Source organism: Pseudomonas sp. TE36184 (assembly GCF_054060055.1).
Genome location: NZ_JBSSCU010000001.1, coordinates 2,430,956 through 2,457,162 on the forward strand (window position 1 = coordinate 2,430,956; position 26,207 = coordinate 2,457,162).

The window sequence follows — 26,207 nt, forward strand, 5'->3', positions numbered from 1 at the left end:
TCAAGCAATTCGTGTGGGAACTTATGGAGCAGCTGATGTCGTCGATTAAGGAGGTGATCCAGCCGCAGGTTCCCCTACGGCTACCTTGTTACGACTTCACCCCAGTCATGAATCACACCGTGGTAACCGTCCCCCCGAAGGTTAGACTAGCTACTTCTGGTGCAACCCACTCCCATGGTGTGACGGGCGGTGTGTACAAGGCCCGGGAACGTATTCACCGCGACATTCTGATTCGCGATTACTAGCGATTCCGACTTCACGCAGTCGAGTTGCAGACTGCGATCCGGACTACGATCGGTTTTCTGGGATTAGCTCCACCTCGCGGCTTGGCAACCCTCTGTACCGACCATTGTAGCACGTGTGTAGCCCAGGCCGTAAGGGCCATGATGACTTGACGTCATCCCCACCTTCCTCCGGTTTGTCACCGGCAGTCTCCTTAGAGTGCCCACCATGACGTGCTGGTAACTAAGGACAAGGGTTGCGCTCGTTACGGGACTTAACCCAACATCTCACGACACGAGCTGACGACAGCCATGCAGCACCTGTCTCAATGTTCCCGAAGGCACCAATCTATCTCTAGAAAGTTCATTGGATGTCAAGGCCTGGTAAGGTTCTTCGCGTTGCTTCGAATTAAACCACATGCTCCACCGCTTGTGCGGGCCCCCGTCAATTCATTTGAGTTTTAACCTTGCGGCCGTACTCCCCAGGCGGTCAACTTAATGCGTTAGCTGCGCCACTAAGAGCTCAAGGCTCCCAACGGCTAGTTGACATCGTTTACGGCGTGGACTACCAGGGTATCTAATCCTGTTTGCTCCCCACGCTTTCGCACCTCAGTGTCAGTATCAGTCCAGGTGGTCGCCTTCGCCACTGGTGTTCCTTCCTATATCTACGCATTTCACCGCTACACAGGAAATTCCACCACCCTCTACCATACTCTAGTCAGTCAGTTTTGAATGCAGTTCCCAGGTTGAGCCCGGGGATTTCACATCCAACTTAACTAACCACCTACGCGCGCTTTACGCCCAGTAATTCCGATTAACGCTTGCACCCTCTGTATTACCGCGGCTGCTGGCACAGAGTTAGCCGGTGCTTATTCTGTCGGTAACGTCAAAACAATCACGTATTAGGTAACTGCCCTTCCTCCCAACTTAAAGTGCTTTACAATCCGAAGACCTTCTTCACACACGCGGCATGGCTGGATCAGGCTTTCGCCCATTGTCCAATATTCCCCACTGCTGCCTCCCGTAGGAGTCTGGACCGTGTCTCAGTTCCAGTGTGACTGATCATCCTCTCAGACCAGTTACGGATCGTCGCCTTGGTGAGCCATTACCTCACCAACTAGCTAATCCGACCTAGGCTCATCTGATAGCGCAAGGCCCGAAGGTCCCCTGCTTTCTCCCGTAGGACGTATGCGGTATTAGCGTCCGTTTCCGAACGTTATCCCCCACTACCAGGCAGATTCCTAGGCATTACTCACCCGTCCGCCGCTCTCAAGAGAAGCAAGCTTCTCTCTACCGCTCGACTTGCATGTGTTAGGCCTGCCGCCAGCGTTCAATCTGAGCCATGATCAAACTCTTCAGTTCAAACATCTTTGGGTTTTTAAGAAACCCTAAACTTGGCTCAGCAATCGTTGGTTACATCTTTGATTTCTCGCGTAGCAACCTGTGATGCTGATAATCTTGTTGACTATCAGTCTGACTCCACAAGCACCCACACGAATTGCTTGATTCAGTTGTTAAAGAGCGGTTGGTTAAGATCTTTCGTCTCAACCGAGGCGCGCATTCTACAGCAGCCTCATTTGCTGTCAAGTGATTACTTTCAGAAGTTTTCAAAGTTTCCTTTGTAACTTCAACCACTTGCGCTTCCGATCTCTCGTTAGCGGGAGGCGAATTCTACAGCGTTACACGCTGCTGTCAACACCTCTTTTTCTCCGCTTTCGACCGAGAAGATCGAAACGTTAATAGAGCCAAACAACCCTGCTCTACCAACTCCTTCCAGGCTTCGATGAACTGAAGCAGGTCGCTGTCGAATCTCGTGTAACTCTTTGTTTACCAAGGAGTTTTCCGTTTCGACTGCGCCGGAAGTGGGGCGAATTATAGACGTCCAGGATTTGCCGTCAACCTTTAATTTGGTTTTTCTATCAAACAGCGGAAAACCTCCCAATCCACTCTATATAGAAGGTAGAAAACTGATAATTGAGCAATATATTGCTCAGCGACACACACTTAAGCATCATAGGGCTCTTTGCTACTCAAATATGACCTCGGACGAACACCCCAATGACCACCTCCCCTCGCAGCCTGGCCTCGGCACTGTTTCCTGTCGGCCTGCTGTTGATCGCCATGGCTTCCATCCAGTCCGGCGCTTCGCTGGCCAAGACCATGTTCCCTATCGTCGGCGCTCAAGGCACCACCACGCTGCGCCTGATTTTCGCCAGCATCATCATGTTGCTGATATTGCGCCCATGGCGGGCGACGCTGACGGCCAAATCCCTGCGCACCGTGATTGTTTACGGAATGGCGTTAGGCGGCATGAACTTCCTCTTCTATATGTCGCTGCGCACAGTCCCTCTTGGTATTGCGGTAGCCCTGGAGTTCACCGGGCCGCTCGCCGTCGCCCTCTATGCATCGCGCCGCGCGGTGGACTTTCTGTGGATCGCCCTCGCAGTTGTCGGTCTTCTGCTATTGATCCCCACGGGAGAAGCCAGCACGGGGATCGACCTGGTCGGTGCGGCTTATGCACTAGGCGCAGGTGTTTGCTGGGCGCTCTACATTCTGTTCGGCCAAAAGGCAGGGAATGACAACGGCGTGCAAACTGCTGCCCTCGGCGTCATGATCGCCGCCTTGTTCGTCGCACCGATCGGCATCGTTCATGCGGGCGCGGCATTGCTGACGCCTGCGCTGATTCCAGTTGCCATCGGCGTCGCCATCCTGTCCACGGCGCTCCCCTACACCCTGGAGATGGTCGCGCTGACTCGCCTGCCCGCCCGTACTTTCGGCACCTTGATGAGCATCGAGCCCGCATTCGGTGCGCTCTCGGGCCTGTTCTTCCTGCAGGAGCATTTGTCGCTCGCACAGTGGCTGGCCATCTCCTGCATTATCCTGGCCTCCGTTGGCGCCACGCTGACCATGCGAAACGAGGCCAAACCTCTAGTACCAGCCGATTAATCATCTTTGACGGTAACTCTGGTATTTGCCGCTCATTTGGGCCATGTTTAGGCCGCAAACAAATGTCATTCATGGAGAGTTTCGACAAGGACAGCGCGAACGCTACAATCGAGAGCGAGTAAAGCCAGCTTCAGGCAATTTTTTCGAAGCGGCTATTAAGGATGGGAATGAAGCGAATTTTGATACTGTTAATGGTCGTGGCCATTGCTGGCTGTGCCGCGACCACCAAGACAGAAGTGAAACGGGGCAAAAAAGGGTTGCATATCAACTGTTCCGGGCTGTCCTCCTCCTGGGACCAGTGCTACATCAGTGCAGTCAACTCATGCGGCGCCAAGGGCTACCGGGTTATCGCCAAGTCCGGTGACAACTCCGAGGAGCCTGGGGACTACCCCTTCGGCCTCAACCCTGCTGGTTACACCAGCCGGAGCATGATCGTCATCTGTAAATAGCGGCCCGAGCAGTCCACTTCCGACTGCTCCGCAGCGCCCACCGAACGCCTCGACCCCGCGCAGCCCTTCGCGACGCTGCGACCGGCCGCCTGCGCGTAAATCGCAAGCGGCACTTGCCGAGCAGCGACCGATCAAATAGCCGCGGTGCGTACCTGCAACCACTCCAGCGCAGCGCCACTGAGCAATGGGCTCAAACGCTGACACACCTCGGCATGGTACGCATTGAGCCACTGGCGCTCCTCCGCCGTCAGCAACGACGGCTCCAGACAACGGGTGTCGATCGGGCACAAGGTCAGGGTTTCGAACTCGAGGAACTCACCGAACTCGGTCTTGCCCGCTTCGCGATTCAACACCAGGTTCTCGATACGCACGCCCCAACGCCCCGGACGGTAAGTACCCGGTTCAATGGAGGTGATCATGCCCGGCTGCATCGCGGTTTGCGGCGCAGTAGCGGCCTGGTAGGCGATGACCTGCGGACCTTCATGCACATTGAGGAAATAACCTACACCGTGCCCCGTGCCATGGCCGTAGTCCACACCTTCGGCCCAGATCGGCGCGCGCGCGATGGCATCGAGCAGTGGCGACATAATGCCCTTGGGAAAATGAGCACGGGACAGGGCGATCACCCCCTTGAGCACGCGGGTGCAATCACGCTTCTGTTCATCACTCGGCGCTCCGATAGGCACCATCCGCGTGATATCGGTAGTACCGCCCAAGTACTGGCCACCCGAGTCGATCAGCAGCAGGCCATCGCCTTCGATCAGCGCATGCTCTTCTTCGGTGGCGTGGTAATGCGGCATCGCGCCATTGGCATTGAACGCAGCGATGGTGTTGAAACTCAGCGACACATAACCGGGACGGCGGGTACGTGCGGCAGTCAGGTGTTCGTCGATGGTCAGTTCAGTGATGCGTTCACGGCCCAGCGCACTCTCCAGCCAGGCGAAGAATTCGCACAAGGCCGCGCCATCCTGCTCCATGGCCAGGCGGATATGTTCCGCGTCGGCCAGGCTCTTGCGGGATTTGGCAAGCGTCGTCGGGTTCAGCCCTTCCACCAGCTTGACGCTGGCGTCCAGGTGTTCCAGCAAACCGGCGGTCACGCGTGCCGGATCAACCTGCACACTCGCGCCCGATGGCACCGCGCGCAGGGCATCGGCGACTTCGCTGTAATCGCGCAAGGTCACGCCATCCTGCTCAAGCACCGCCCGCAGCGCGGCATCGACTTTGCTCAGCGCCACAAACAGCGTGGCCTGTTGCGCATTGATCAGGGCGAAGGACACAAACACCGGGTTGAACGATACATCGGCACCGCGCAGGTTAAACAACCAGGCGATGTCATCCAGGGTGGCGATGAAGTGCCAGTCGGCGCCCTTTTCTTTCAAGCTGGCGCGCAGTGCAGCGAGTTTTTCGCCACGGCTGACGGTGGCCTGCGGTGGCAGGTGCTGGTAGATCGGCTGATTCGGCAACGCCGGGCGGTCGCTCCAGACTTCATTCAGCAGGTCGATGTCGGTACGCAGGCGAGCACCGCGCTCCGCCAGTTTGCCGCCCAAGGTACGCGCCGACGCCACGGCCATTACCGCACCGTCGACCGCCACCACGGCGCCCTGCGGCGTCTGTTCGGCCAGCCACTCCAGCGGGCCAGGTTGACCCGGCTGCAGCTTCACCAACTCGATACCGCTGCCCTTGAGTTCCTTGGTCGCTTGTTCCCAGTAGCGGCTGTCGGCCCAGACACCGGCGAAATCCGCGGTGACGATCAGCGTCCCCACCGAGCCGTGGAAGCCCGACAACCATTGACGCCCCTGCCAGTAGCCCGGCAAGTATTCGGACAGGTGCGGGTCAGCGGACGGCACCAGCAAGGCATGAATGCCTTCGCGGCGCATCAATTCACGGGTATGCGCCAGGCGCTGGGGAACCGTTCCATGGGTCAAAGGCTGCGTACTCATTGTGTCTCCTGCTAACCACGAATAATTGTTATGGATTACGAATGAAGAATCAGACCGCCCAGAACGCCGGCGCACTGGCAAGGGCGGCCTTGATCAACTGCACGGCCTGGTCGATATCCTGCTCGGTGGTGAACCGCCCCAGGCTCAAGCGAATGGTTCGACCGGCGCTGCGGGCATCATGCCCCAGCGCCAGCAGCACATGGGAGGGCGCATTGCTCGCCGAATTGCAGGCCGAGGTGGCGGAAAAAGCAATGCCCGCACTCAAGGCCGCGGCGTTGAACTCGCCTTCACCGAAGGTGAGGCTGAGGGTGTGGGGAATGCGCTGGGTGGCGCTGCCATTGAGACGCACACCGACGACCGACGCCAGTTGATCGAGCAGGCGCTGGCGCAAGGCCACGATCGCCGCCTGCTCTTCACTGAACGCCTGCGCCGCCAAGGCGAACGCCGCGCCCATGCCCGCAATCTGGTGGGTTGCCAGTGTACCGGAGCGCAAGCCGCCCTCGTGGCCACCGCCGTGAATCTGCGCCAACACCTTCCGCTGCGCCCGCGGCCCGACATACAGCGCGCCGATCCCCTTGGGGCCATACACCTTGTGCGCGGAAAACGACATCAAATCCACCGGCCATTGCGCCAGGTCGATCGCCACCTTGCCCGCGCCCTGTGCCGCGTCCACATGCAACAACGCGCCGTGGTCACGCACCCGCGCGCCAATGGCGGGGATGTCGTTGAGGGTGCCCAACTCGTTGTTCACCAACATCAGCGATACCAGGAAGGTGTCCTCACGCAGTGCTTCACTCACCGCCTCGGCACTGATCAACCCATCGGCGTCCGGCGCCAGGTAGGTCACCGCCACTCCGGCCTCCTGCATCTGCCGCGCGGTGTCCAGCGTAGCCTTGTGCTCGATCTGGCTGGTGATGATATGCCCACCCGCCAAGCCCCGCGCTTGAGTCACCCCCTTGATCGCGAGATTGTTGGACTCCGTCGCGCCGGACGTCCAGACGATCTGCTCCGGCTCGGCACCGACCAGCTCGGCCACCTGGCGACGCGCCTGTTCAACCGTTTGCCGGGCCGCTTGGCCGAAGGCGTGGGAACTGGACGCAGGGTTACCGAAATTGGCGTGCAAGCCCAGACACTCGACCATCACCTGGATGACCCGCTCGTCCACCGGGGTGGTGGCGGCGTAGTCGAAATACAACGGACGTTTATTCATAACCTTAGGGACTCGCAGAGCAGGTTCCCGAGAGCAACGTCTCAGGGGCATCGACCGGAACAGAGGTCGTCAGGTTTACCCGATCGAATGCCATTAAAAAAGGACCACTTGAGGTAAATGTGCGTAGGAACGCTCCTGAAATTCAGCTTAACAGGCTGACATAGCGCCATGGCAAACAAAAAGCCCGAGGCTTCTTGAGAAACCTCGGGCTTTTTGCCACTGAGCACCGGCTCAACTGGGGCGGCCATGCAGGGTCACATTACGTTCGGCGTTCATTTCGCCCTGGTGAGCAAAACTGAAAGGTTGTTGTGCCTGACCGGTCAGGGCAGCCCGCTGGCGTTGATATTCGTCAAACGACAAGCCGCGACGGCTCAACGCCTCCAGCGCCAGTTCCCGGGTTTCTTGCGCCGTGTAAGGACGTAATTCAGGCGAAGGATGGGTCGCACAACCGGCAACGACAGAAGTGACGAGTAATAAGGAAACAGCAAAAAATCGGTTCATGGCGACGGCTCTGCGAAGAAGGTCTCAAGTCAATGAACACAGGCTACTCCCGACCCTGGACAGTGAAAAATCACCATCCGTGATAGTCGCTATCACCCGTCGCCACATCCTCATCAGCGCCACCCTTATATTCCTTTAAGATCTATAAATATGGAAATACGTTCATTTACGGAATAAACATAACCCTCTATAAATGGCTCCACGCGAATTCGACACTGTTCGCCAGGCAACTGTTGCGCAGGCAACAGCCATTCAACAAAACACCAGGCAGACAACAGCAACGTTTTTCAGCAGTGAGCCCGCAGCCCAGGCGGATCAAGGCCTGCAGCCGTTGGTACAGCTCTTGCTCAGACCGGCTCACTTCCCCTGCTATGCCACTGTTGAAAAAGGAACTGTTGATGACCCGTCCCCTGAATGTCGTTGCCCTCTCCGGCGGAACCTGGCGCCCGTCCCGTACCCTGGTGTTGACCCAGGCCGTGCTGGCCGAACTGGCAACGTTGTTGCCGATCCAGACGACCCTGATCGAACTCGGTGACATCGCCCGGCCACTGGGCGGCGCACTGTCGCGCGATGAGTTGCCGGCCGAGGTCGAATCCCAACTGTTGGCCATCGAACAGGCCGACTTGCTGATCGTCGCCGCACCGGTCTATCGCGGTTCTTATCCAGGCCTGCTCAAGCATCTGTTCGACCTGGTTGGCCTTAACTCGCTGATCGACACCCCTGTGCTGCTGGCCGCCACCGGCGGCAGCGAACGTCACGCGCTGGTACTCGATCACCAGTTGCGCCCGCTGTTCAGCTTCTTCCAGGCCCTGACCTTGCCGATCGGCGTATATGCCACCGAAGCCGATTTCACCGATTACCAAATCACCAACGAAGCCTTGAAAGGCCGTATTCGCCTTGCGGCAGAACGCGCAGCCCCTTTGTTCGCCGCGCACGTCCCCTCACTGTTGAAAATCGCTTAAGGATTCGTCATGGATGTTTTCTGGTTTCTGCCCACTCATGGCGACGGTCATTACCTGGGCACCACCCAAGGTGCCCGTCCGGTCACCCTCAATTATCTGAAGCAAGTCGCCCAGGCCGCTGACAGCCTTGGCTACTACGGCGTGTTGATTCCTACCGGGCGTTCGTGCGAAGACTCCTGGGTAATCGCCTCGGCGCTGGTGCCGCTGACAGAACGCTTGCGCTACCTGGTGGCAATTCGCCCTGGCATCATCTCGCCCACAGTGTCGGCGCGCATGGCGGCGACCCTGGATCGCCTGTCCAACGGCCGCCTGCTGATCAACGTCGTGACCGGCGGCGACCCCGACGAAAACCGCGGCGACGGCAGCTTCCTCGACCACCGCGAACGCTATGAAGTCTCCGACGAATTCCTCAAGATCTGGCGCCGCGTATTGCAGGGCGAATCGGTGGACTTCGAAGGCAAACACCTGCGTGTGCAGAATGCCAAGGCACTTTACCCACCGGTGCAGAAGCCTTATCCACCGCTGTACTTCGGCGGTTCCTCCGACGCCGCCCACGACCTCGCCGCCGAACAGGTGGACGTGTACCTGACCTGGGGCGAACCACCCGCCGCCGTCGCCGAAAAACTCGCGGATGTACGTGAACGGGCCGCGCGCCACGGGCGGACCGTGAAGTTCGGCATCCGCCTGCATGTGATCGTGCGCGAGACCGAAGAAGACGCCTGGAAAGCCGCCGACAAACTGATCGAACACATCAGCGACGAGACCATCGCCGCCGCGCAAAAATCCTTCTCGCGCTTTGATTCCGAAGGCCAGCGCCGCATGGCCGCCTTGCACGACGGGCGCCGCGACAACCTGGAAATCGCCCCCAACCTGTGGGCCGGTGTCGGCCTGGTCCGTGGCGGTGCCGGCACGGCGCTGGTAGGCAACCCGCGGCAAGTGGCCGAGCGGATCAAGGAATACGCGGATTTGGGCATCGAGAGTTTCATCTTTTCCGGCTACCCGCACCTCGAAGAAGCCTATCGCTTCGCCGAGTTGGTGTTCCCGCTATTGCCGGAACCCTACGCCAGCCTGGCCGGGCGCGGTGTCACCAATCTCACCGGACCGTTTGGCGAGATGATTGCCAATGATGTGCTGCCGGCCAAGGCCTGAGAATGCTGAGATCGCACCGTTGATCTGCATTGCCCAATAGACAGCACACGGCATTAGAGCCCTATGAGGAACACCGCGTGACAGCCAACCCCCACAGCGTCCTGCCCTCACCTTTGCAGACCGCCAGACAGCTCGCCGCCGAATTCGCCCTCACCGCCGTCGAACGCGACGAGCGCGGCGGCACGCCAAAAACCGAACGGGATGCCCTGCGCCAAAGCGGTCTGCTGGCCCTGAGCATTCCCACTCAATACGGCGGCCTTGGTGCGCGCTGGAGCGACACCCTGGCCATCGTGCGTGAATTCGCCAAGGTCGACAGCTCCATCGCTCATGTCTTCGGTTTTCACCACCTGATGCTCGCTACGGTGCGCCTGTTTTCGCGGCCGGACCAATGGCAGCCGTGGTTCGAACAGACCGCACGCAAAAACTGGTTCTGGGGCAACGCCCTCAACCCGCTGGACACGCGCACGCAGGTCAAGGATTTCGGCGGTTGGCGTGAGTTCTCCGGCAAGAAGAGCTTTTGCTCCGGCGCCAGCGACTCGGAAATGCTGATCGCCTCGGCGGTGGATGAGAGCGCCGGCGGCAAGTTGCTGATCGCCGCCATCCCCAGCGGGCGCAGCGGCATCACCTTGCACAACGACTGGAACAATATCGGCCAGCGCCAGACCGACAGCGGCAGCGCCAGTTTCGAACGGGTGCGCGTCGAGGAGTCGGAATTGCTGCTCGACCCGGGCCCTCTGAGCACACCGTTCGCCTGCCTGCGCCCACTGATCGCGCAGTTGACCTTCACGCACATGTTCCTCGGCATAGCCGAAGGTGCCTTTGATGAAGCGCGCAACTACACCCTCACCGAAACCCGTGCGTGGCATAAATCCACCGCCGAGGATGTGCGCCAAGACCCTTACGTGCTGCACCACTACGGCGAATTCTGGGTGGCCCTGCAAGGTGTGCGCCTGCTGGTGGAACGCGCCGCCGCGCTGCTCGATCAAGCCTGGGCCCAGGGGCCGAACCTCAGCGAAAACGCACGCGGCCAACTGGCCATCGCCATCGCCACCGCCAAGGTCGCCGCCAGCCGCCAGGGCCTGGAGTTGTGCAGCCGCCTGTTTGAAGTCACCGGCGCGCGCTCCACCCATGCGTCACTGCGCCTGGACCGGCACTGGCGCAACCTGCGCACGCAAAGCCTGCACGACCCGGTGGACTACAAACTCCACGAACTGGGGGACTGGGCGTTGAACCAGTCCCTGCCGACTCCTACGTTCTATTCATAAAGAGGTGCCCATGCAGCTTTTAACCTTACCGCCCTCGCCCGCCCTCGCCACCTCGATCCGCGCCACGGCCCAGGTCTTCGAAGACCCGAAATCCCAGGCACTGCTCGACCATATCCAGCAAGTGGCGCCCAGCGAAGCCAGCGTGTTGATCATCGGCGAAACCGGGACCGGTAAAGAGCTGGTGGCGCGCCACATTCATAACCTCAGCGCACGACGCAACCGGCCCTTCGTGGCGGTGAACTGCGGGGCGTTTTCCGAATCGCTGGTGGAAGCCGAGCTGTTCGGCCATGAAAAAGGCGCCTTCACCGGCGCCCTCAGCGCCAAGGCCGGTTGGTTCGAAGAGGCCGACGGCGGCACCTTGTTCCTCGATGAGATCGGTGATTTGCCGATGGCGATCCAGGTCAAGTTATTGCGCGTACTGCAAGAGCGGGAGGTGGTGCGCCTGGGCTCGCGCAAGAGCATTCCCATCGATGTGCGCGTGCTTGCGGCGACCAACGTGCAGTTGGAAAAAGCCATCAACGCCGGGCACTTCCGTGAAGACCTCTACTACCGTCTCGACGTGGTCAGCCTGGAACTCAGCCCGTTGCGCGAGCGTCCCGGCGATATCCTGCCGCTGACCCGACACTTCATCGAAGCCTACAGCCAGCGCCTGGGCTACGGCCCGGTCACCATCAGCCGCGAGGCCGAACACAAGCTGAAAAACTACAGCTGGCCAGGCAATATCCGCGAGCTGGAAAACGTGATTCACCACACCTTGCTGATCTGCCGCAATGGCGTGATCGAACGCGACGATCTACGCCTGTCGAACCTGCGCATCGAGCGTCAGGACGACAGCCCGCACGGCACCGACAACAGTGCCGAAGCCTTGCTGGAACGGGCATTTCAAAAGCTGTTCGAGGAACAGGCCGGTGCCCTGCATGAAAAAGTCGAGGACGCGTTGCTGCGTGCCGCCTACCGCTTCAGCCACTACAACCAGGTCCACACCGCCAACCTGTTGGGCCTGAGCCGCAACGTCACACGCACGCGCCTGATCAAGATCGGCGAACTGGCGGTGAACAAGCGCCGCCCGGGGGAAAACGTTCAGGGTGAGCGCATGCTGCACCTATCCATTTAAACGGCAGTGCAACGCATTGTCATGGCTGCGCTCGAAACTGTGCAGCACCTGGAACGAACCGAAGGTCACGGCCGTGGCCTGGTGGGCGCGTATCAGTGTCCAGAAATCTTCCTCGCCGTGCTCAACGCACTGGAAGGCCGCCTCGCCGTCCTCGCGTGAGCGCCATTGCAGGTAATTGAGTACCCGCCGCCCGTCATCGCTGACCTGCACACTCGCATTGAGAAAGCCGCCGTGCCCTTGGGCCAGGCGCTCGCTCTGGATGGACAACGCCGCGACCAGGGCGAGCTGTTGCTGGGGCTCGACCTGAAACTCGATCAATTGAGTGAAACTGCGATTCTTCTCTGATACTTGCATGAACACTCCCCTTTCTCTGTAGGCAGAATCTTGTGATTCGATACCACGCAGGGTAAAACCTCTAGTTAAGTCAAGGTCAAGGGTTAATCCGGAGTTTTTCATGGTTACCAAGGAGCTTACTGTTGGCCAACTGTCGGCCCGCAGCGGCGTGGCGGTCACGGCCCTGCATTTCTACGAAACCAAGGGGCTGATCAAAAGCAATCGCAATGCCGGCAACCAGCGGCGCTACCCGCGCGATGTACTGCGCCGGGTGGTGGTGATCAAGATCGCCCAGCGCCTGGGGATTCCGCTGGCGACGATTGGTGAAGCGTTGCAGGCCCTGCCGGATGGACGCACGCCGACGGCTAAAGATTGGCAGCGTTTGTCGGCATCGTGGCGGGCAGATCTGGACGAGCGCATCAACAAGCTGATGCTCCTGCGCGACAAGCTCAATGGTTGTATTGGCTGTGGATGTCTGTCGCTGGAAGCCTGCCCGTTGCGCAATCAGGGCGACCTGCTCGGTGAGCGTGGGCCGGGGGCTCAGTTGTTGGAGCCCAGCTGAAAAACCGCTCCCAGTGGGAAATGTTCACCTTAACCCCCTGGGACAGCGCCGCGCCCTGAACCCCGTGGTGTCGCTGCGGCTGGCGCCCGCCGCAGCACTGATGGCGGAACGATCTGCCTGTTCACTGTTGCCTGGGCAACACCTCGTCGGTTGCCCGCAAGCCACGGCCGGCGTGGCCTATAGTGAAAGGGCTGTCCCTTCATAAACACAATTCAGGGAGAATGATATGAGCGTAAAACCTATCCCCGAGGGCTATCACAGCATCACGCCCTACCTGGGCGTCGAAAAAAGCCGCCGAAGCCATCGAGTTCTACAAAAAAGCCTTCAACGCCACGCAAGTCATGCGCCTGGACATGCCCGACGGCAAGGTCGGCCACGCTGAACTGCGTATCGGAGACTCGGCGATCATGCTCGCCTCGCCCTGCGGTGAAATGGCCTTCGGCAGCCCGCGCGATGGCCACACCAGCGTCGGCCTGCATTTATATGTGGACGATGTCGACGCGCAGTATCGACAAGCGGTCGCAGCCGGCGGCCTGTCCATTTCCGAACCCAAGGACCAGTTCTACGGCGACCGCTCCGCCACGCTGAGAGATCCGTTCGGTCATGTGTGGTTCCTGGCCTCCCGCAAGGAGAATCTGAACGAAGCACAAATCCGCCAGCGCGCCGAAGCGCTGTTCAAGCAAGGCTGAGCCTGGGAACGGGCTTGCTCGCGATGGCGGGATGTCGGGCGGTGCCTGACCGAGCGCCATCGCGGGCAGGCCCGCTGCCACTGTTTGATCGAGGGTCGGCTTGAGACGGGGGCTGCCCAGCACCGAGGCCTCAGCGCCCCGAATGTGAACCTGAAACATTTGCTTTCATATCTGGGTTAGGGATTTCTCATTCTCATCCGTCTTAACTTAGATACAGCCTGTCGCGTCAGCAAAAGCTACGACTGGCCTTTTCCGGGCCCTCATTGCCCCCCTCCGATCAAGACTCCCATTCACATGTCGAAGAAGTCGCGCTCAAAACTCTGGTTTCTCGTACACAGCTGGCTGGCATTACCCATCTGGTTTTTTGTACTGATCGTCTGCGTCACCGGCACCCTGGCCGTGGTCAGCCAGGAAATCGTCTGGCTGGCCAACCCGGAAATCCGCGCCAGCAAGCCGTCGGACGACGCCGAACCGTTGAGCTATGACCAGGTGATCAACGCCATCAAACGCGCAGAGCCCCTGGTGATCGTGCAATCCATCATCCGCCCGGACGAGTCGCACTTCGCCCTGAGTGTCACCCTCAGCTACCCCGACGGGCGCTCGGTGGAGGTCTATGTCAACCCTTACACAGGGGCGATCCAGGGCATCAGCCCGGCGTTCGACTTCAAACAATTCACCCGCGCCCTGCACGGCTGGTGGCTGGTGCCATTCACCAATGGGTTCAGTTGGGGCTGGTACCTGGTCTCCGCGCTCGGCCTGCCGTTGCTGGCGTCGTTGATCACCGGGCTGGTGGTGTACAAGCGCTTCTGGAAGGGCTTTTTGCGCCCGACCCTGCGAATCCGCCATGGCGCGCGGATCTTCTGGGGCGACTTCCATCGCCTGAGCGGTATCTGGTCGATCTGGTTCATCGCGGTCATTTCCATCACCGGCACCTGGTTCCTGATTCAGGCGATCCTGGGGGATAACCAGATTTCCATCTCCAGCGAGCCTATCGTGCCGGTGATCGCCCGGGAGAACGTACCGACGTCCGCCCCCGGCGTGCCGGCGCCGATGATTGCCCTGGACGACGCGATCGAAATCGCCAGCCAACGGATTCCGGGGCTGGAGACCAGCTTCGTGTTCCTGCCACTCAATGCCTACAGCCATCTGCAGATCGGCGGGCGGGGCTGGTACCCGTTGATGTTCCAGACCGCACAGATCAACCCCTACACCGGCGAAGTGGCGGTTTCGCACCTGCTGTCCAACCGCTCGACGCTGGAGTTCGTCACCGAATCCATGCGCCCGCTGCACACCGGCGACTTTGGCGGGCTGTGGATCAAGCTGATCTGGGCATTCTTCGGCCTGGTGTTGAGCATGATGGTGTTGAGCGGCCTGCTGATCTGGACCAAACGCACCGCCCTGGCCACCCTCCATGCCCTCAAGCGCAGCCACAAGGCGCCGCGCCAGGCGGCAGCGGTCGTGGCCCTGCAGGCTGAAATGACGGAGGGCAACCAATGAGCAAGGTCGCTGCCGCAACGCCTTCGCCACTGCGCGCCGTGTGGCTGAAATGGCGGTTCCACCTTAACGTCCTGCTGTTGCTGGTGCCCCTGGGCTTCATGCCCAAGTACTTTGCCGACGCCGCGCTGTTTCGCGGTGACAGCGGCATCGGCGAGCGGGTGGCCGGCGAGGTGCAGGTCGGGCCCTGGAGCCTGACCCTCGCCGAGTTCCGCAACGAAGGCCCGCGCCCGGACCCGGCCGGCCCGATGAAATTTTTCAATGCCGCCCTGTGCGCCAACTGCGCCGAGCAGGTCAAGGCAACCTACCTGCGTATCGGCAAACCGCGCAGCCTGCGCGCCGCCGGGGTGATCTTCTTCGGCACGCCGTACCGCATGGGCGCGCTGCTGCCGGTGCCCGAGCGCACGCCGGCCGACGCCGAACTGTGGGTCACCATGGAAGGCTGGGACGGCACGATGCACCAGGGTTCCATTGCGCTGAGCCAGGCCTCGCCTGCCACCATTGCCTGGCTGAACAAGCAAGGAGTCAAACCATGACATTGATACGCCTGAGCCGCGCCTGCGCCACGTTGTTGCTGTGCGTCGGTTTCTGTCCCACAGCCGTGGCCCACAACCCGATGTGCGAATGCAAGGAAATCCCCGGCGAACAGATCCAATGCACCGGCGGTTTTTCCGACGGCAGCGGCGCCCCCGGCGTGACCCTGGATGTGATCGGCTACGACGAAACCATCCTCGTGCCCGGCAAGCTCGGCGCGGACTCGACCCTGACCTTCAAGAAGCCCTCAGCCGAGTTCTACGTGCTGTTCGATGCCGGCCCCGGTCACGTCGTTGAAATCGACCAAGCGGATATCCCGTCCCAATGAGTACGACACAGGTGGTACGCCCAGCCGGGGCCGGGCACGAAACCCTCTATGTCCTGCTGCTGTGCCTGATCATTCTGGCGGTGGCCGGTACGGTGGTGGCCCTGCACGGTGAAACCCAGGCCGTGGTTGCCGTGCCCAGCCACCAGTTGGACGCGCGCCGCGACCTCAGCGCCGCCGAGCAAGGCATCTACGCCGACCTGCGCGTGACCCTGGATGAAATCCACTGGCTGCAGCAGGCACACAGCGTGCTGCCGACGCCCGCGCAACTGGCCGAAGAAGGCTTTGCGCCCTTTGCCCAGGACGCCAGCTCGGTCAGCCGTGGCGATCATCGCTGGCAGTTGCTGGCGCCGTCGGCCTACCTCGGCGTGAGCCAGACACCGGCCACCAGCGGCTCGCTGCTGATGCGGGTAACGGGCGCCGAGCCGGACATCTGGCTCAACCGCCGCCCAGACCTGGCCGCCCCCGCCGACCTCACCGACCAGGCGCTGATCGCGGCCGGCTGGCAGCAAGTGGTCGCGCAATTCGACGCCGGCGTGACCCGCCAGCACCGTCACTGACCGAGAAGACCGAGAAGACCGATTGCCCATGTCTATTTCATCGCCCCTTGTACGCCTGCTGCTGGTCAGCCTGATCAGCCTGCTGCTCGCTCCGCTGGCCAACGCCGAGGCAGCCAAGCGCCTGCGGATCGGCATCACCCTGCATCCTTACTACAGCTACGTCGCCAACATCGTCGGCGACAAGGCCGAGGTGGTGCCGCTGATTCCGGCCGGTTTCAACCCACATGCCTACGAGCCGCGCGCCGACGACATCAAGCGCATCGGCACCCTGGATGTGATCGTGCTCAACGGGGTCGGCCACGACGATTTCGCCGACCGCATGATCGCCACCAGCGAGCGGCCGCACATCCCGGTGATCGAAGCCAACGCCAACGTGCCGCTGCTGGCCGCCACCGGCAACGCCGCGCGCGGCGCCGGCAAGGTGGTCAACCCGCACACCTTCCTGTCGATCAGTGCCTCGATTGCCCAGGTCAACAACATCGCCCGCGAACTGGGCAAGCTCGACCCGGACAACGCCAAGACCTACACCCAGAACGCCCGCGCCTACGGCAAGCGCCTGCGGCAGATGCGCGCCGAGGCCCTGGCCAAGCTGACCCGCGCGCCCAACCCGGACCTGCGCGTGGCCACGGTCCACGCAGCCTACGACTACCTGCTGCGCGAGTTCGGCCTGGAAGTCACCGCCGTGGTCGAGCCGGCCCACGGCATCGAACCCAGCCCGAGCCAGTTGAAGAAAACCATCGATGAATTGCGCGCCCTGGATGTGAAAGTGATCTTCTCGGAGATGGATTTCCCGTCCACCTACGTCGAGACCATCCAGCGTGAATCCGGGGTCCGGCTATACCCGCTGTCGCATATCTCCTACGGCGAATACAGCGCTGAAAAGTACGAAGTGGAAATGACCGGCAACCTCAACACGGTGGTGCGGGCGATTCAGGAGTCGGGGGCATGACGGCGGCGCAACGCTTGAGCATGGTCAGCGTCGGCCCGACGATCGACTTCGACAAGGTGTCGCTGACCCTGGGCCGCACCGTGATCCTCGATGACGTGAGCTTCCAGGTGCAGCCGGGCAGCATCCATGCACTGGTGGGCCCGAACGGTGGTGGGAAAAGCTCGCTGATCAAAACGCTGCTGGGGCAAACGCCGCACCAGGGGCAACTGCGCCTGACGTGGCCGGACACGCCCGGCACCATTGGTTATGTGCCCCAGGCGCTGGAGTTCGACCGCGGCCTGCCGATGACCGTGGATGACTTCATGGCGGCGATGTGTCAGCGGCGCCCGGCGTTTCTCGGGCTGTCCAGGCATTACGCCGGCGCCATCGGCGAGGCCCTGGAACGGGTCGGCCTGCAGGACAAACGCAAACGGCGCATGGGCGCGTTGTCGGGCGGTGAACGTCAGCGCGTGCTGCTCGCCCAGGGGCTGATCCCGGCCCCGCAATTGCTGGTGTTGGATGAGCCGATGTCGGCCCTCGATGAAGCCGGTATCCAGGTGTTCGAACGTCTGCTCGATGACTGGCGCCGCGCCGGGATCACCGTGCTGTGGATCGAGCACGACCTGGACGCCGTGGGCCGCCTCGCCGACCGCGTCACCGGCCTGAACCGCCGCGTGCTGTTCGACGCCACACCCAAAGCGGCACTGACCCCGGATCGCCTGCTGACCCTGTTCTCCACCCATCCTCGGAGCCTGGCGCCATGAGTTATGAAGCGTTTCGCCTGATGGTCCAGGGCTGGGCCTCTTCCGGTTACCTGCCGGAGGCGCTGGCCTATGGTTTTGTGGTCAACGCCCTGCTCGCCGGCCTGCTGATCGGCCCGGTGCTGGGCGGCCTGGGGACGCTGGTGGTGGTCAAGCGCTTTGCGTTTTTCTCCGAAGCGGTCGGCCATGCCGCGCTGACCGGCGTGGCCGTGGGCATTCTGCTCGGCGAACCCTACACCGGGCCCTATGGCGCGCTGTTCGGCTACTGCCTGCTGTTCGGCATCCTGCTCAATTACCTGCGCAACCGCACCGGCCTGGCGCCGGATACCTTGATCGGCGTGTTCCTCTCGGTGTCCCTGGCGTTGGGCGCAAGCCTGCTGTTGATACTGGCGGGCAAGATCAACGTTCACATCCTGGAAAACGTGCTGTTCGGTTCGGTGTTGACGGTCAATGGCAACGATCTGCTGGTGCTGGCGATTGTCGGTTCGCTGGTGATGGCCCTCGCCCTGCCGCTGTACAACCGCATCATGCTCGCCAGCTTCAACCCGCAATTGGCGGCGGTACGCGGGGTGGCGGTGAAGACCCTGGATTACCTGTTCGTGATCCTGGTGACATTGATCACCGTCGCAGCGGTCAAGGTCATCGGGGCGATCCTGGTGGGCGCGCTGCTGGTGATTCCGGCGGCGGCGGCACGCTTGCTGAGCCAGTCGCTCAAAGGCTTCTTCTGGGTCTCCGTGGCGATTGCCACCGTCAGCACGTTGTGCGGCATCCTGCTGCCGATCATCTTCGACCTGCCCATCCCCTCCGGCGCCGCGATCATCCTGGTCGCCGGTATCGCCTTCGCCCTCGCCGCCATCGCGCGCGGCACCGTGCCCAGCCTCAAAGGGAATCTTGGATAATGCACCCTGTCTTTCGCTCACTGGCCTTGGCCATCGCTTGCCTGACCAGCGCGTCAGCGCTGGCCGTCGACGGTTTTGATCCGAAGAGTTTCAAAGTCAACCAAGGCCTGGGCCACGCCGCGCTGACCAAAGCGAAAAAGCCTGTGAAGGTCCTCGCCTCGTTGCCCATTACCTATGGCCTGGCGGAGCTGCTGCTTAAAGGCAGCGACGTACAGCTCGAACGCGCCGCGCCGGCCAACCTGCCCGGTTCGCGGCAGGTGTCCTACTTCACCGGCCGTGGCGCGCCGGCCTTGAGCACGTTGGCGATGGATGCCGATGCCGTCATCGGCTTGCGTTCGCTGTGGGCCGACGACCCGCTGTACCCGGTGGCGCGACGCAGCAATATCCGCATCGTCGAAGTGGACGCCGCGCGCCCGGTGGACGGTGGCCTGCCGGGGATCGCCGTGCAACCGGGCGTCAGCGATGGCTTGAACAGCCAGCCGTGGCAATCGAGCAACAATATGGGGCGCATGGCCGATGTGATGGCCGCCGACCTGAGCCGCCTGGCACCGGGCGCGAAGGCGCAAATCGACGCCAACCTGGCCGCCCTCAAGCTGCGCCTGCTCAAGCTCACCGCCGACAGCGAAGCACGGCTGGCCCAGGCGGATAACCTGAGCGTGGTCAGCCTGAGTGATCACTTTGCGTATCTGCTCGGCAGCTTGAACCTGGAAGTGCTCGACACCGACGCACGCCCAGATGCCGACTGGACGCCCGAGGCCTTACAGCAACTGAGCACCCGCCTGAAGGACAACGAGGTGGCCGTGGTGCTGCACCATCGCCCGCCAAGCGCGGCGGTGCAAACCGCGGTGACGGCCGGCGGCGCGCAACTGCTGGTCTTGAACGTCGACGGCGCCGACCCGGTGACGGCGTTGGAAAGCAATGTGGATCAACTGATCAAGACGCTGAGCCCATGACATCCACGCCCACGTGGATGGCATCATGCCGCCAGAACTCCAGGTCGCAGTCGATCAAACGCTGATGCTGGTCATAGTTGACCCGGGCGATACGCAAGCCCGGGCTGCCCACCGACACGCGCAACGCGGCGGCGGCTTCCACCGGCAGTGAGGTCGGCACAATCTCGAAGCGTACCCGCCCGTAGTGCAAATCGTACTTGCGCGCATACAGCTCGGTCATCGACTGGTTCAGGTCGCAGGCCAGAATCCCGGGGAAATACTGCGGGTTCAGGTAGTGCTCCACATACAACACCAGGCGCTCATCGATCCTGCGCCGGCGGCAGATCTGGATCACGCTGGACAGCGCCGGCAATTGCAGCCACGCACACACCGCCGCCGATGCCGGTTGCAGCCGCGCGCTGATCACCTCGGTCGACGCCACGCGGCCCTGATCGTTGACCATTGCGTGAAAGTGGCTGCGCTGCATCAGGTTGTAGGCCAGGCGCGGCGGCGAGACAAACCAGCCACGGCGCTCCTCGCGATAGATCTGGCCTTGGGCCTCCAGTTGTAACAAGGCTTCCCGCACCGTAATCCGGGTGGTACCAAACAACTCGCTGAGCTTGCGCTCGGCGGGCAGTTTGCTGGCTGGCGGCAAAAGGCCATGGTCGATCTGCTCTTGCAGCGCCAGGCCGATGGATGTCACCGCCTTGATTGCCTCATCACGCATCAACGTTACCTATCTGGACTAGACCAGCACCGTTCAGGTGCATAAACCGCTCATTAAATGGGCTTGTATTACTGCATGCCAGCCTAGGCATTGCAGATGACCGACAGATGACAACCCCGGTCGAGCCTCGTGACAAACCCTGCAATCCGTCGGCCAAGTCCAAGGCCTGCGGGCGCTTGGGCATGGTCTACGCTAAACCTGCGCCGAGCGACATCGGCGCTTCAAAAACGACATCGACATGAAACTGTCATCCATCCCGCCTAGATTGGCTCAGGTATTGCTGACCTAGACCAACACCACCGCTAACGTTCATATAAAACGCCGCGTTGAAAACGCCCAAAGGAGCTTCGGATGAAACAGCTTTTCCTGGCATCACTGTTAGGCTCGACCATTGCCATGTGCACCGCCGCCATGGCCGCTGATACCGATCTAAAAACGCTCGAAGCCGCCGCAAAAGCGGAAGGCGCCGTCAACAGCGTCGGCATGCCCGATGACTGGGCCAACTGGAAAGGCACCTGGGATGACCTGGCCAAGACCTACGGCCTCAAGCACATCGACACCGACATGAGCTCGGCCCAGGAAATCGCCAAGTTCGCCGCCGAGAAAGACAACGCCAGTGCCGATATCGGCGACGTCGGCGCGGCCTTCGGCCCGATCGCGGTGAAACAGGGCGTGGTCCAGCCTTACAAACCAAGCACCTGGGCCCAGGTCCCGGATTGGGCGAAAGATAAAGACGGCAACTGGGCGCTGGCCTACACCGGCACCATCGCCTTTATCGTCAACAAAAAGCTGCTGCACGGCTCGGACGTACCAACCAGCTGGGCTGACTTGAAGAGCGGCAAATACAAGGTCTCCATCGGTGACGTGAGCACCGCCGCCCAAGCCGCCAACGGTGTGCTGGCCGCCGCCATCGCCAACAAGGGCGACGAGAAAAACCTGCAGCCGGCCCTGCTGATGTTCGCCGACATCGCCAAGCAAGGTCGCCTGTCCCTCGCCAACCCGACCATCGCCACCATGGAAAAGGGCGAAGTGGAAGTCGGCGTAGTCTGGGATTTCAACGGTTTGAGCTACAGAGCCAAGATGGCCAACCCGGATGACTACGTGGTGCTGATCCCATCGGACGGTTCGGTGATTTCCGGCTACACCACCATCATCAATAAATACGCCAAGCACCCGAACGCCGCCAAACTGGCCCGCGAATACATCTTCAGCGACGCCGGCCAGATCAACCTGGCCAAGGGCAATGCGCGGCCGATTCGCGCCGAACACCTGACGTTGCCGAAGGAAGTGCAGGACAAGCTGCTGCCGAACGAGCAATACAAGCACGTCACCCCGATCAAGGATGCCGCCGCCTGGGAGAAGAGCTCCAAGGCACTGCCGCAGAAGTGGCAGGAAGAAGTCATCATCAATATGCAGTAATGCCTGAGCTGTAGATGCGGTCAGTGTGGGAGCAGGCTTGCCTGCTCCCACATTTGTTCCGGTCCCAACCGCAAACCCGATCCAAACCCATCTGTTGCGGAGCGTCTCCCCCTATGAAGCACAACGTCATCCTTGTGGTGCTCGACGGCCTGAACTTCGAGGTTGCCCGTCATGCCATGGGGCATCTGCAAGCCTACGTCGGCGCAGGACGCGCAGCCCTCTACAAACTCGAATGTGAACTGCCGTCACTCTCCCGGCCGCTCTACGAATGCATCTTCACCGGCGTGCCGCCGATCGACAGCGGCATCACCCACAACCATGTGTCGCGCCTGTCCAACCAGCGCAGCCTGTTCCATTACGCCCGCGACGCCGGTCTCACCACCGCCGCGGCGGCCTATCACTGGGTCAGCGAGTTGTATAACCGCACGCCCTTTATCGCCGCCCGTGACCGGCATACCGACGACAAGACCCTGGCGATCCAGCACGGGCACTTCTACTGGCAGGACCACTACCCGGATTCGCACCTGTTCGCCGACGCCGAAAGCCTGCGCTGCAGACACGCGCCGAACCTGCTGGTCGTCCACCCGATGAACATCGACGACGCCGGCCACAAGCACGGCCTCGACAGCGCGCAATACCGCAACAGCGCACGCTCGGCCGACATCCTCCTGGCCGACTACCTGCAAGGCTGGCTCGACGCCGGCTATCAGGTGCTGGTGACCGCCGACCACGGCATGAACAACGACCGCTCCCACAACGGCCTGCTGCCGGAAGAACGCGAAGTGCCGCTGTTCGTGATCGGCTCGGCCTTCACCTTCGATCCCGACGCCACGCCCAGGCAAACCGAGCTGTGCGGCACCGTCTGCGCGTTGCTGGGCGTGCCCCACGACAAACCTGTCTGCCGGGAGCTGTTGAAGTGAGTGCCATGACCCGCAGCAAATGGCTGGCGATCCTCTGCCTGATGCCCTTCGCGCTGTTCTTCATCGTGTTTGAAATTGCCCCGCTGGCGTGGGTGATGATCAACAGCCTGCAATCGGAAGAGTTCGGCTGGGGCCTGGCCAACTTCAGCAAAATCTTCAGTTCGAAGTTCTACCTGCAGGCGATCCAGTACAGCCTGGAGATCAGCTTCTACTCCAGCGTGTTCGGCATCATCATTTCGGTGCTCGGCAGCTACTCGTTGCGCCGCGTGGACTCGCCGCTGCGCAACTTCGTCACAGCCTTCGCCAACATGACCAGCAACTTCGCCGGCGTGCCCCTGGCCTTTGCCTTCATCATCCTGCTCGGTTTCAACGGCAGCATCACCATCATGCTCAAGCAGGCCGGGATCATTCAGGACTTCAACCTGTACTCCAAGACCGGCCTGATCATTCTCTACACCTACTTCCAGATCCCGCTGGGCGTGCTGCTGCTCTACCCGGCCTTCGATGCGTTGCGCGAAGACTGGCGCGAGTCCGCCGCCCTGCTGGGTGCCAACGGCTGGCAGTTCTGGCGCCACATCGGCCTGCCGGTGCTGACCCCCGCGCTGCTCGGCACCTTCGTGATCCTGCTGGCCAACGCCCTCGGCGCCTACGCCACGGTCTACGCGCTGACCACCGGCAATTTCAACGTATTGCCGATCCGGATCGCGGCGATGGTGTCCGGCGACATCTCCCTGGACCCGAACATGGCCAGCGCCCTGGCCGTGGTGCTGGTGGCGCTGATGACCGTGGTCACCGTGGTCCATCAATTGCTGCTCAAGAGGAGCTACCATGTCTCGCGCTGAAGCCGGCCCGGCCTCTCTCTACCACCGGGTGGTGGTGTACCTGTTGTTCGCGATCCTGGTGCTGCCGCTGATCGGCACCTTTGTCTACTCCATTGCCAGCAGCTGGTCGGCGACGATCTTGCCGGCCGGCTTTACCGTGAAGTGGTACGTGCAACTGTGGAGCGACCCGCGCTTTCTGATGGCTTTCGGCCAGTCCCTGCTGGTGTGCGTGGGCGCGTTGATTTTGTCGGTGGTGCTGATCCTGCCGCTGCTGTTCGTGGTGCATTACCACTTCCCCAGGCTCGACGCGTTGATGAACATCCTGATCCTGCTGCCGTTCGCGGTGCCGCCGGTGGTGTCGTCGGTGGGCCTGCTGCAACTCTATGGCTCCGGGCCGCTGGCGATGGTGGGGACGCCGTGGATTCTGATCGGCTGCTACTTCACCGTGGCGCTGCCGTTCATGTACCGCGCGATCACCAACAACCTGCAAGCCATCAACCTGCGCGACCTGATGGACGCCGCGCAACTGCTCGGCGCCAGCACCTGGCAGGCAGCGATCCTGGTGGTGCTGCCCAACCTGCGCAAGGGCCTGATGGTGGCGTTGCTGCTGTCGTTTTCGTTCCTGTTCGGTGAGTTCGTGTTCGCCAATATCCTCGTCGGCACGCGCTACGAAACCCTGCAGGTGTACCTGAACAACATGCGCAACAGCAGCGGCCACTTCACCAGTGCCGTGGTCATTTCCTATTTCTTCTTTGTGCTGGTGCTGACCTGGGCCGCCAACATCTTGAACAAGGACAAAAGCCAATGAGCTTCGTCAGCGTCCAACACCTGCAAAAAGGCTACGCCGGCACCCCGGTGTTCAGTGACATCAACTGCGAGATCGCCAAGGGCGAATTCGTCACCCTGCTCGGCCCGTCCGGCTGCGGCAAGTCCACCTTGCTGCGCTGCATCGCCGGCCTGACCTCGGTCGACAGTGGCCAGATCCTCCTCGACGGCCACGACATCGTGCCCTTGAGCCCGCAGAAACGGCAGATCGGCATGGTGTTCCAGAGCTATGCGCTGTTCCCCAACATGACCGTGGAACAAAACGTCGCCTTCGGCCTGCGCATGCAAAAGGTCAACGCCGACGACAGCCACAAACGCGTGCAGGACGTGCTGCAACTGGTGGAGCTCAAGGAGCTGGCCGGGCGCTACCCGCACCAGATGTCCGGCGGTCAGTGCCAGCGCGTGGCCCTCGCCCGCTCCCTGGTGACCCGCCCGCGCCTGTTGCTGCTGGATGAACCGCTGTCGGCGCTGGATGCACGCATCCGCAAGCACCTGCGCGAGCAGATCCGCCAGATCCAGCGCGAATTGGGCCTGACCACGATTTTCGTGACCCATGACCAGGAAGAAGCGCTGACCATGTCCGACCGGATCTTCCTGATGAACCAGGGCAAGATCGTGCAAAGCGGCGATGCCGAAACCCTCTACACCGCGCCGGTGGATGTGTTTGCCGCCGGGTTTATCGGCAACTACAACCTGCTCGACGCGGACAAGGCCAGCCAACTGCTGCAACGGCCGATCAGCGGGCGCATCGCGATTCGCCCGGAAGCCATCGAACTGAGCCGCAGCGGCGAACTCGACGCCCTGGTGCGCAGCCACAGCCTGCTGGGCAACGTGATTCGCTACCGTATCGAAGCGCGCGGCGTGGAATTGGTGGTGGACGTGCTCAACCGCTCGGCGGACGATCTGCACCCCGACGGCCAGCGCCTGGCACTTTCCATCGACCCGAGCGCACTGTGTGAAGTAGCCTGAGCAGCAGTGATTTTTTAAGAGAGTGTGACGGATGGCATTGGTAATTTTTGATTTGGACGACACCCTGATCCACGGCGACTGCGCCACCCTGTGGAGTGAGCAGATGGGCCGCCTGGCCTGGGTCGACCCCGAGTCGTTCATGCGCAAGAACAACGAACTGATGGACGCCTACAGCCAGGGCAAGCTGGCCATGGAAGAGTTCATGGACTTCAGCCTGGAGCCGATGATCGGCCGCACGCCGGAGGAGATCGAGCACCTGGTGGAGCCCTGGGTCGAGGACGTGATCGAACCGCTGATCTACAGCGACGCCACCCGCACCATCGCCCGCCACCGCGCGAACGGCGACCGGGTGCTGGTGATTTCCGCGTCGGGCACCCACTTGGTCACGCCGATTGCGGCGCGTATCGGCATCGACGAAGTGTTGGGGATCGAGCTGGATGTCAGCCACGGCGTGTACAGCGGCCGTACTGTCGGCGTCCTGACCTACCGCGAAGGCAAGATCACCCGTTTGCTCGAATGGCTGGAGCAGGAAGGAGAAACCCTGGAAGGCGCGTACTTCTATTCGGATTCGCGCAATGATCTGCCGCTGCTGCTGAAGGTGGATAACCCGCAGGTGGTGAACCCCGACCCGGTATTGCGCGAGCACGCCGAAAAAGCCGGCTGGCCGGTCCACCGCTGGGCCTGATTCGACCAAGATCCAAATGTGGGAGGGGGCAAGCCCCCTCCCACATTGACCACATTCCAATTCGGGA

Annotated in this window: 26 protein-coding genes, 1 rRNA gene and 1 pseudogene; 22 read left to right on the forward strand and 6 right to left on the reverse strand. The window is 61.5% G+C overall.

All coding sequences use genetic code 11. From position 1 onward, the window contains the following. Nucleotides 1-46: 46 nt before the first annotated feature. Nucleotides 47-1,583 (reverse strand): 16S ribosomal RNA (locus ACVWZP_RS10545). A gap of 696 nt (nucleotides 1,584-2,279) precedes the next feature. On the opposite strand from ACVWZP_RS10545, the gene rhtA reads away from it, so the two are divergent. Continuing rightward, nucleotides 2,280-3,167, forward strand: a complete 888-nt coding sequence (gene rhtA / locus ACVWZP_RS10550) for a threonine/homoserine exporter RhtA (RefSeq protein WP_057005828.1) — start codon at nucleotides 2,280-2,282, stop codon at nucleotides 3,165-3,167. Between the two features lie 167 nt (nucleotides 3,168-3,334). Next, entirely contained in the window at nucleotides 3,335-3,616 is a 282-nt protein-coding gene (locus ACVWZP_RS10555) for a hypothetical protein (RefSeq protein ID WP_046384130.1), read from the forward strand. 131 nt (nucleotides 3,617-3,747) lie between these two features. On the opposite strand, the gene ACVWZP_RS10560 is transcribed toward ACVWZP_RS10555, so the two are convergent. The 3 genes from ACVWZP_RS10560 to ACVWZP_RS10570 form a co-directional block, all read right to left on the reverse strand. Then, a complete protein-coding gene (locus ACVWZP_RS10560) occupies nucleotides 3,748-5,556 on the reverse strand; it encodes an aminopeptidase P family protein (protein ID WP_017846913.1) in 1,809 nt (602 codons plus the stop codon). 49 nt (nucleotides 5,557-5,605) lie between these two features. Beyond that, a complete protein-coding gene (locus tag ACVWZP_RS10565) occupies nucleotides 5,606-6,766 on the reverse strand; it encodes a cysteine desulfurase family protein (RefSeq protein WP_046384131.1) in 1,161 nt (386 codons plus the stop codon). A 231-nt stretch (nucleotides 6,767-6,997) separates the two neighbouring features. Then, a complete protein-coding gene (locus tag ACVWZP_RS10570; protein WP_046384132.1) occupies nucleotides 6,998-7,267 on the reverse strand; it encodes a hypothetical protein in 270 nt (89 codons plus the stop codon). 398 nt (nucleotides 7,268-7,665) lie between these two features. On the opposite strand from ACVWZP_RS10570, the gene msuE reads away from it, so the two are divergent. The 4 genes from msuE to ACVWZP_RS10590 all read left to right on the forward strand — a co-directional run bounded on the left by msuE (nucleotide 7,666) and on the right by ACVWZP_RS10590 (nucleotide 11,757). Continuing rightward, nucleotides 7,666-8,229 (forward strand): FMN reductase, encoded by a 564-nt coding sequence (msuE, locus tag ACVWZP_RS10575; RefSeq protein WP_169886149.1) that lies wholly within the window; start codon nucleotides 7,666-7,668, stop codon nucleotides 8,227-8,229. A 9-nt stretch (nucleotides 8,230-8,238) separates the two neighbouring features. Beyond that, nucleotides 8,239-9,378: an FMNH2-dependent alkanesulfonate monooxygenase gene (gene ssuD, locus ACVWZP_RS10580; RefSeq protein WP_046384133.1), complete on the forward strand. Its 1,140-nt coding sequence runs from the start codon at nucleotides 8,239-8,241 to the stop codon at nucleotides 9,376-9,378. A 77-nt stretch (nucleotides 9,379-9,455) separates the two neighbouring features. Continuing rightward, a complete protein-coding gene (locus ACVWZP_RS10585) occupies nucleotides 9,456-10,643 on the forward strand; it encodes an acyl-CoA dehydrogenase family protein (RefSeq protein WP_201022076.1) in 1,188 nt (395 codons plus the stop codon). A 10-nt stretch (nucleotides 10,644-10,653) separates the two neighbouring features. After that, on the forward strand, nucleotides 10,654-11,757 hold the full coding sequence (locus tag ACVWZP_RS10590) for a sigma-54 interaction domain-containing protein (protein WP_046384135.1): 1,104 nt from the start codon (nucleotides 10,654-10,656) through the stop codon (nucleotides 11,755-11,757). Here ACVWZP_RS10590 and ACVWZP_RS10595 read toward each other — a convergent pair. Next, the gene (locus ACVWZP_RS10595; RefSeq protein WP_017846906.1) at nucleotides 11,746-12,111 is read right to left on the reverse strand and encodes an antibiotic biosynthesis monooxygenase; all 366 of its coding nucleotides are present in this window, start codon (nucleotides 12,109-12,111) and stop codon (nucleotides 11,746-11,748) included. The two genes, ACVWZP_RS10590 and ACVWZP_RS10595, sit on opposite strands and share 12 nt — an antisense overlap. A 100-nt stretch (nucleotides 12,112-12,211) precedes the next feature. On the opposite strand from ACVWZP_RS10595, the gene soxR reads away from it, so the two are divergent. The 10 genes and pseudogenes from soxR (at nucleotide 12,212) to ACVWZP_RS10645 (ending at nucleotide 19,795) form a co-directional block, all read left to right on the forward strand. Continuing rightward, the gene (gene soxR, locus ACVWZP_RS10600) at nucleotides 12,212-12,652 is read left to right on the forward strand and encodes a redox-sensitive transcriptional activator SoxR (protein ID WP_017846905.1); all 441 of its coding nucleotides are present in this window, start codon (nucleotides 12,212-12,214) and stop codon (nucleotides 12,650-12,652) included. Between the two features lie 226 nt (nucleotides 12,653-12,878). Continuing rightward, nucleotides 12,879-13,341 (forward strand): annotated as a pseudogene (locus ACVWZP_RS10605) (VOC family protein). 294 nt (nucleotides 13,342-13,635) lie between these two features. Further along, the gene (locus ACVWZP_RS10610) at nucleotides 13,636-14,838 is read left to right on the forward strand and encodes a PepSY-associated TM helix domain-containing protein (RefSeq protein WP_046384137.1); all 1,203 of its coding nucleotides are present in this window, start codon (nucleotides 13,636-13,638) and stop codon (nucleotides 14,836-14,838) included. Continuing rightward, nucleotides 14,835-15,371 (forward strand): hypothetical protein, encoded by a 537-nt coding sequence (locus tag ACVWZP_RS10615; RefSeq protein WP_017846902.1) that lies wholly within the window; start codon nucleotides 14,835-14,837, stop codon nucleotides 15,369-15,371. Before ACVWZP_RS10610 ends, ACVWZP_RS10615 begins: the two co-directional genes overlap by 4 nt. Further along, a complete protein-coding gene (locus ACVWZP_RS10620) occupies nucleotides 15,368-15,697 on the forward strand; it encodes a hypothetical protein (protein ID WP_046491045.1) in 330 nt (109 codons plus the stop codon). Before ACVWZP_RS10615 ends, ACVWZP_RS10620 begins: the two co-directional genes overlap by 4 nt. After that, on the forward strand, nucleotides 15,694-16,254 hold the full coding sequence (locus ACVWZP_RS10625) for a DUF6162 family protein (RefSeq protein WP_426124436.1): 561 nt from the start codon (nucleotides 15,694-15,696) through the stop codon (nucleotides 16,252-16,254). Before ACVWZP_RS10620 ends, ACVWZP_RS10625 begins: the two co-directional genes overlap by 4 nt. A 28-nt stretch (nucleotides 16,255-16,282) precedes the next feature. Next, nucleotides 16,283-17,203, forward strand: a complete 921-nt coding sequence (locus ACVWZP_RS10630; RefSeq protein WP_046384138.1) for a metal ABC transporter substrate-binding protein — start codon at nucleotides 16,283-16,285, stop codon at nucleotides 17,201-17,203. Then, on the forward strand, nucleotides 17,200-17,946 hold the full coding sequence (locus ACVWZP_RS10635; protein WP_057005834.1) for a metal ABC transporter ATP-binding protein: 747 nt from the start codon (nucleotides 17,200-17,202) through the stop codon (nucleotides 17,944-17,946). Before ACVWZP_RS10630 ends, ACVWZP_RS10635 begins: the two co-directional genes overlap by 4 nt. Next, nucleotides 17,943-18,842, forward strand: coding sequence for a metal ABC transporter permease (locus ACVWZP_RS10640; RefSeq protein WP_017846897.1), 900 nt, complete (start codon nucleotides 17,943-17,945; stop codon nucleotides 18,840-18,842). The genes ACVWZP_RS10635 and ACVWZP_RS10640 overlap by 4 nt, the downstream gene beginning before the upstream one ends. Beyond that, entirely contained in the window at nucleotides 18,842-19,795 is a 954-nt protein-coding gene (locus ACVWZP_RS10645; protein ID WP_426124439.1) for a metal ABC transporter solute-binding protein, Zn/Mn family, read from the forward strand. Before ACVWZP_RS10640 ends, ACVWZP_RS10645 begins: the two co-directional genes overlap by 1 nt. Here the strand turns inward: ACVWZP_RS10645 and ACVWZP_RS10650 are convergent. Then, a complete protein-coding gene (locus ACVWZP_RS10650) occupies nucleotides 19,776-20,501 on the reverse strand; it encodes a UTRA domain-containing protein (protein ID WP_017846895.1) in 726 nt (241 codons plus the stop codon). The genes ACVWZP_RS10645 and ACVWZP_RS10650 overlap by 20 nt on opposite strands. A 351-nt stretch (nucleotides 20,502-20,852) precedes the next feature. Between ACVWZP_RS10650 and ACVWZP_RS10655 the strand changes: the two genes are divergently transcribed. The 6 genes from ACVWZP_RS10655 to ACVWZP_RS10680 all read left to right on the forward strand — a co-directional run bounded on the left by ACVWZP_RS10655 (nucleotide 20,853) and on the right by ACVWZP_RS10680 (nucleotide 26,140). Further along, the gene (locus tag ACVWZP_RS10655; protein ID WP_046384141.1) at nucleotides 20,853-21,920 is read left to right on the forward strand and encodes an ABC transporter substrate-binding protein; all 1,068 of its coding nucleotides are present in this window, start codon (nucleotides 20,853-20,855) and stop codon (nucleotides 21,918-21,920) included. A gap of 113 nt (nucleotides 21,921-22,033) precedes the next feature. Beyond that, nucleotides 22,034-22,840: an alkaline phosphatase family protein gene (locus ACVWZP_RS10660; RefSeq protein WP_057005836.1), complete on the forward strand. Its 807-nt coding sequence runs from the start codon at nucleotides 22,034-22,036 to the stop codon at nucleotides 22,838-22,840. Between the two features lie 5 nt (nucleotides 22,841-22,845). Then, nucleotides 22,846-23,682 carry an ABC transporter permease gene (locus tag ACVWZP_RS10665; protein WP_164887057.1) on the forward strand — a complete coding sequence of 279 codons (837 nt, stop codon included), beginning with the start codon at nucleotides 22,846-22,848 and terminating at the stop codon, nucleotides 23,680-23,682. Next, nucleotides 23,669-24,469, forward strand: coding sequence for an ABC transporter permease (locus tag ACVWZP_RS10670; RefSeq protein ID WP_017846891.1), 801 nt, complete (start codon nucleotides 23,669-23,671; stop codon nucleotides 24,467-24,469). Before ACVWZP_RS10665 ends, ACVWZP_RS10670 begins: the two co-directional genes overlap by 14 nt. After that, nucleotides 24,466-25,455: an ABC transporter ATP-binding protein gene (locus tag ACVWZP_RS10675; RefSeq protein ID WP_057005837.1), complete on the forward strand. Its 990-nt coding sequence runs from the start codon at nucleotides 24,466-24,468 to the stop codon at nucleotides 25,453-25,455. Before ACVWZP_RS10670 ends, ACVWZP_RS10675 begins: the two co-directional genes overlap by 4 nt. Nucleotides 25,456-25,486: 31 nt before the next feature. Next, complete coding sequence (locus ACVWZP_RS10680; protein ID WP_017846889.1) at nucleotides 25,487-26,140, forward strand: HAD family hydrolase; 654 nt, start codon at nucleotides 25,487-25,489, stop codon at nucleotides 26,138-26,140. The last annotated feature ends 67 nt before the right edge of the window (nucleotides 26,141-26,207 follow it).

What these genes read in the sequence shown, in the direction of transcription:
- rhtA (WP_057005828.1), top strand. Translation starts at nt 2,280, where the DNA reads ATGACCACCTCCCCTCGCAGCCTGGCCTCGGCACTGTTTCCTGTCGGC.
- ACVWZP_RS10555 (WP_046384130.1), top strand. Translation starts at nt 3,335, where the DNA reads ATGAAGCGAATTTTGATACTGTTAATGGTCGTGGCCATTGCTGGCTGT.
- ACVWZP_RS10560 (WP_017846913.1), bottom strand. Translation starts at nt 5,556, where the DNA reads ATGAGTACGCAGCCTTTGACCCATGGAACGGTTCCCCAGCGCCTGGCG.
- ACVWZP_RS10565 (WP_046384131.1), bottom strand. Translation starts at nt 6,766, where the DNA reads ATGAATAAACGTCCGTTGTATTTCGACTACGCCGCCACCACCCCGGTG.
- ACVWZP_RS10570 (WP_046384132.1), bottom strand. Translation starts at nt 7,267, where the DNA reads ATGAACCGATTTTTTGCTGTTTCCTTATTACTCGTCACTTCTGTCGTT.
- msuE (WP_169886149.1), top strand. Translation starts at nt 7,666, where the DNA reads ATGACCCGTCCCCTGAATGTCGTTGCCCTCTCCGGCGGAACCTGGCGC.
- ssuD (WP_046384133.1), top strand. Translation starts at nt 8,239, where the DNA reads ATGGATGTTTTCTGGTTTCTGCCCACTCATGGCGACGGTCATTACCTG.
- ACVWZP_RS10590 (WP_046384135.1), top strand. Translation starts at nt 10,654, where the DNA reads ATGCAGCTTTTAACCTTACCGCCCTCGCCCGCCCTCGCCACCTCGATC.
- ACVWZP_RS10595 (WP_017846906.1), bottom strand. Translation starts at nt 12,111, where the DNA reads ATGCAAGTATCAGAGAAGAATCGCAGTTTCACTCAATTGATCGAGTTT.
- soxR (WP_017846905.1), top strand. Translation starts at nt 12,212, where the DNA reads ATGGTTACCAAGGAGCTTACTGTTGGCCAACTGTCGGCCCGCAGCGGC.
- ACVWZP_RS10610 (WP_046384137.1), top strand. Translation starts at nt 13,636, where the DNA reads ATGTCGAAGAAGTCGCGCTCAAAACTCTGGTTTCTCGTACACAGCTGG.
- ACVWZP_RS10615 (WP_017846902.1), top strand. Translation starts at nt 14,835, where the DNA reads ATGAGCAAGGTCGCTGCCGCAACGCCTTCGCCACTGCGCGCCGTGTGG.
- ACVWZP_RS10620 (WP_046491045.1), top strand. Translation starts at nt 15,368, where the DNA reads ATGACATTGATACGCCTGAGCCGCGCCTGCGCCACGTTGTTGCTGTGC.
- ACVWZP_RS10625 (WP_426124436.1), top strand. Translation starts at nt 15,694, where the DNA reads ATGAGTACGACACAGGTGGTACGCCCAGCCGGGGCCGGGCACGAAACC.
- ACVWZP_RS10630 (WP_046384138.1), top strand. Translation starts at nt 16,283, where the DNA reads ATGTCTATTTCATCGCCCCTTGTACGCCTGCTGCTGGTCAGCCTGATC.
- ACVWZP_RS10635 (WP_057005834.1), top strand. Translation starts at nt 17,200, where the DNA reads ATGACGGCGGCGCAACGCTTGAGCATGGTCAGCGTCGGCCCGACGATC.
- ACVWZP_RS10640 (WP_017846897.1), top strand. Translation starts at nt 17,943, where the DNA reads ATGAGTTATGAAGCGTTTCGCCTGATGGTCCAGGGCTGGGCCTCTTCC.
- ACVWZP_RS10645 (WP_426124439.1), top strand. Translation starts at nt 18,842, where the DNA reads ATGCACCCTGTCTTTCGCTCACTGGCCTTGGCCATCGCTTGCCTGACC.
- ACVWZP_RS10650 (WP_017846895.1), bottom strand. Translation starts at nt 20,501, where the DNA reads ATGCGTGATGAGGCAATCAAGGCGGTGACATCCATCGGCCTGGCGCTG.
- ACVWZP_RS10655 (WP_046384141.1), top strand. Translation starts at nt 20,853, where the DNA reads ATGAAACAGCTTTTCCTGGCATCACTGTTAGGCTCGACCATTGCCATG.
- ACVWZP_RS10660 (WP_057005836.1), top strand. Translation starts at nt 22,034, where the DNA reads ATGAAGCACAACGTCATCCTTGTGGTGCTCGACGGCCTGAACTTCGAG.
- ACVWZP_RS10665 (WP_164887057.1), top strand. Translation starts at nt 22,846, where the DNA reads ATGACCCGCAGCAAATGGCTGGCGATCCTCTGCCTGATGCCCTTCGCG.
- ACVWZP_RS10670 (WP_017846891.1), top strand. Translation starts at nt 23,669, where the DNA reads ATGTCTCGCGCTGAAGCCGGCCCGGCCTCTCTCTACCACCGGGTGGTG.
- ACVWZP_RS10675 (WP_057005837.1), top strand. Translation starts at nt 24,466, where the DNA reads ATGAGCTTCGTCAGCGTCCAACACCTGCAAAAAGGCTACGCCGGCACC.
- ACVWZP_RS10680 (WP_017846889.1), top strand. Translation starts at nt 25,487, where the DNA reads ATGGCATTGGTAATTTTTGATTTGGACGACACCCTGATCCACGGCGAC.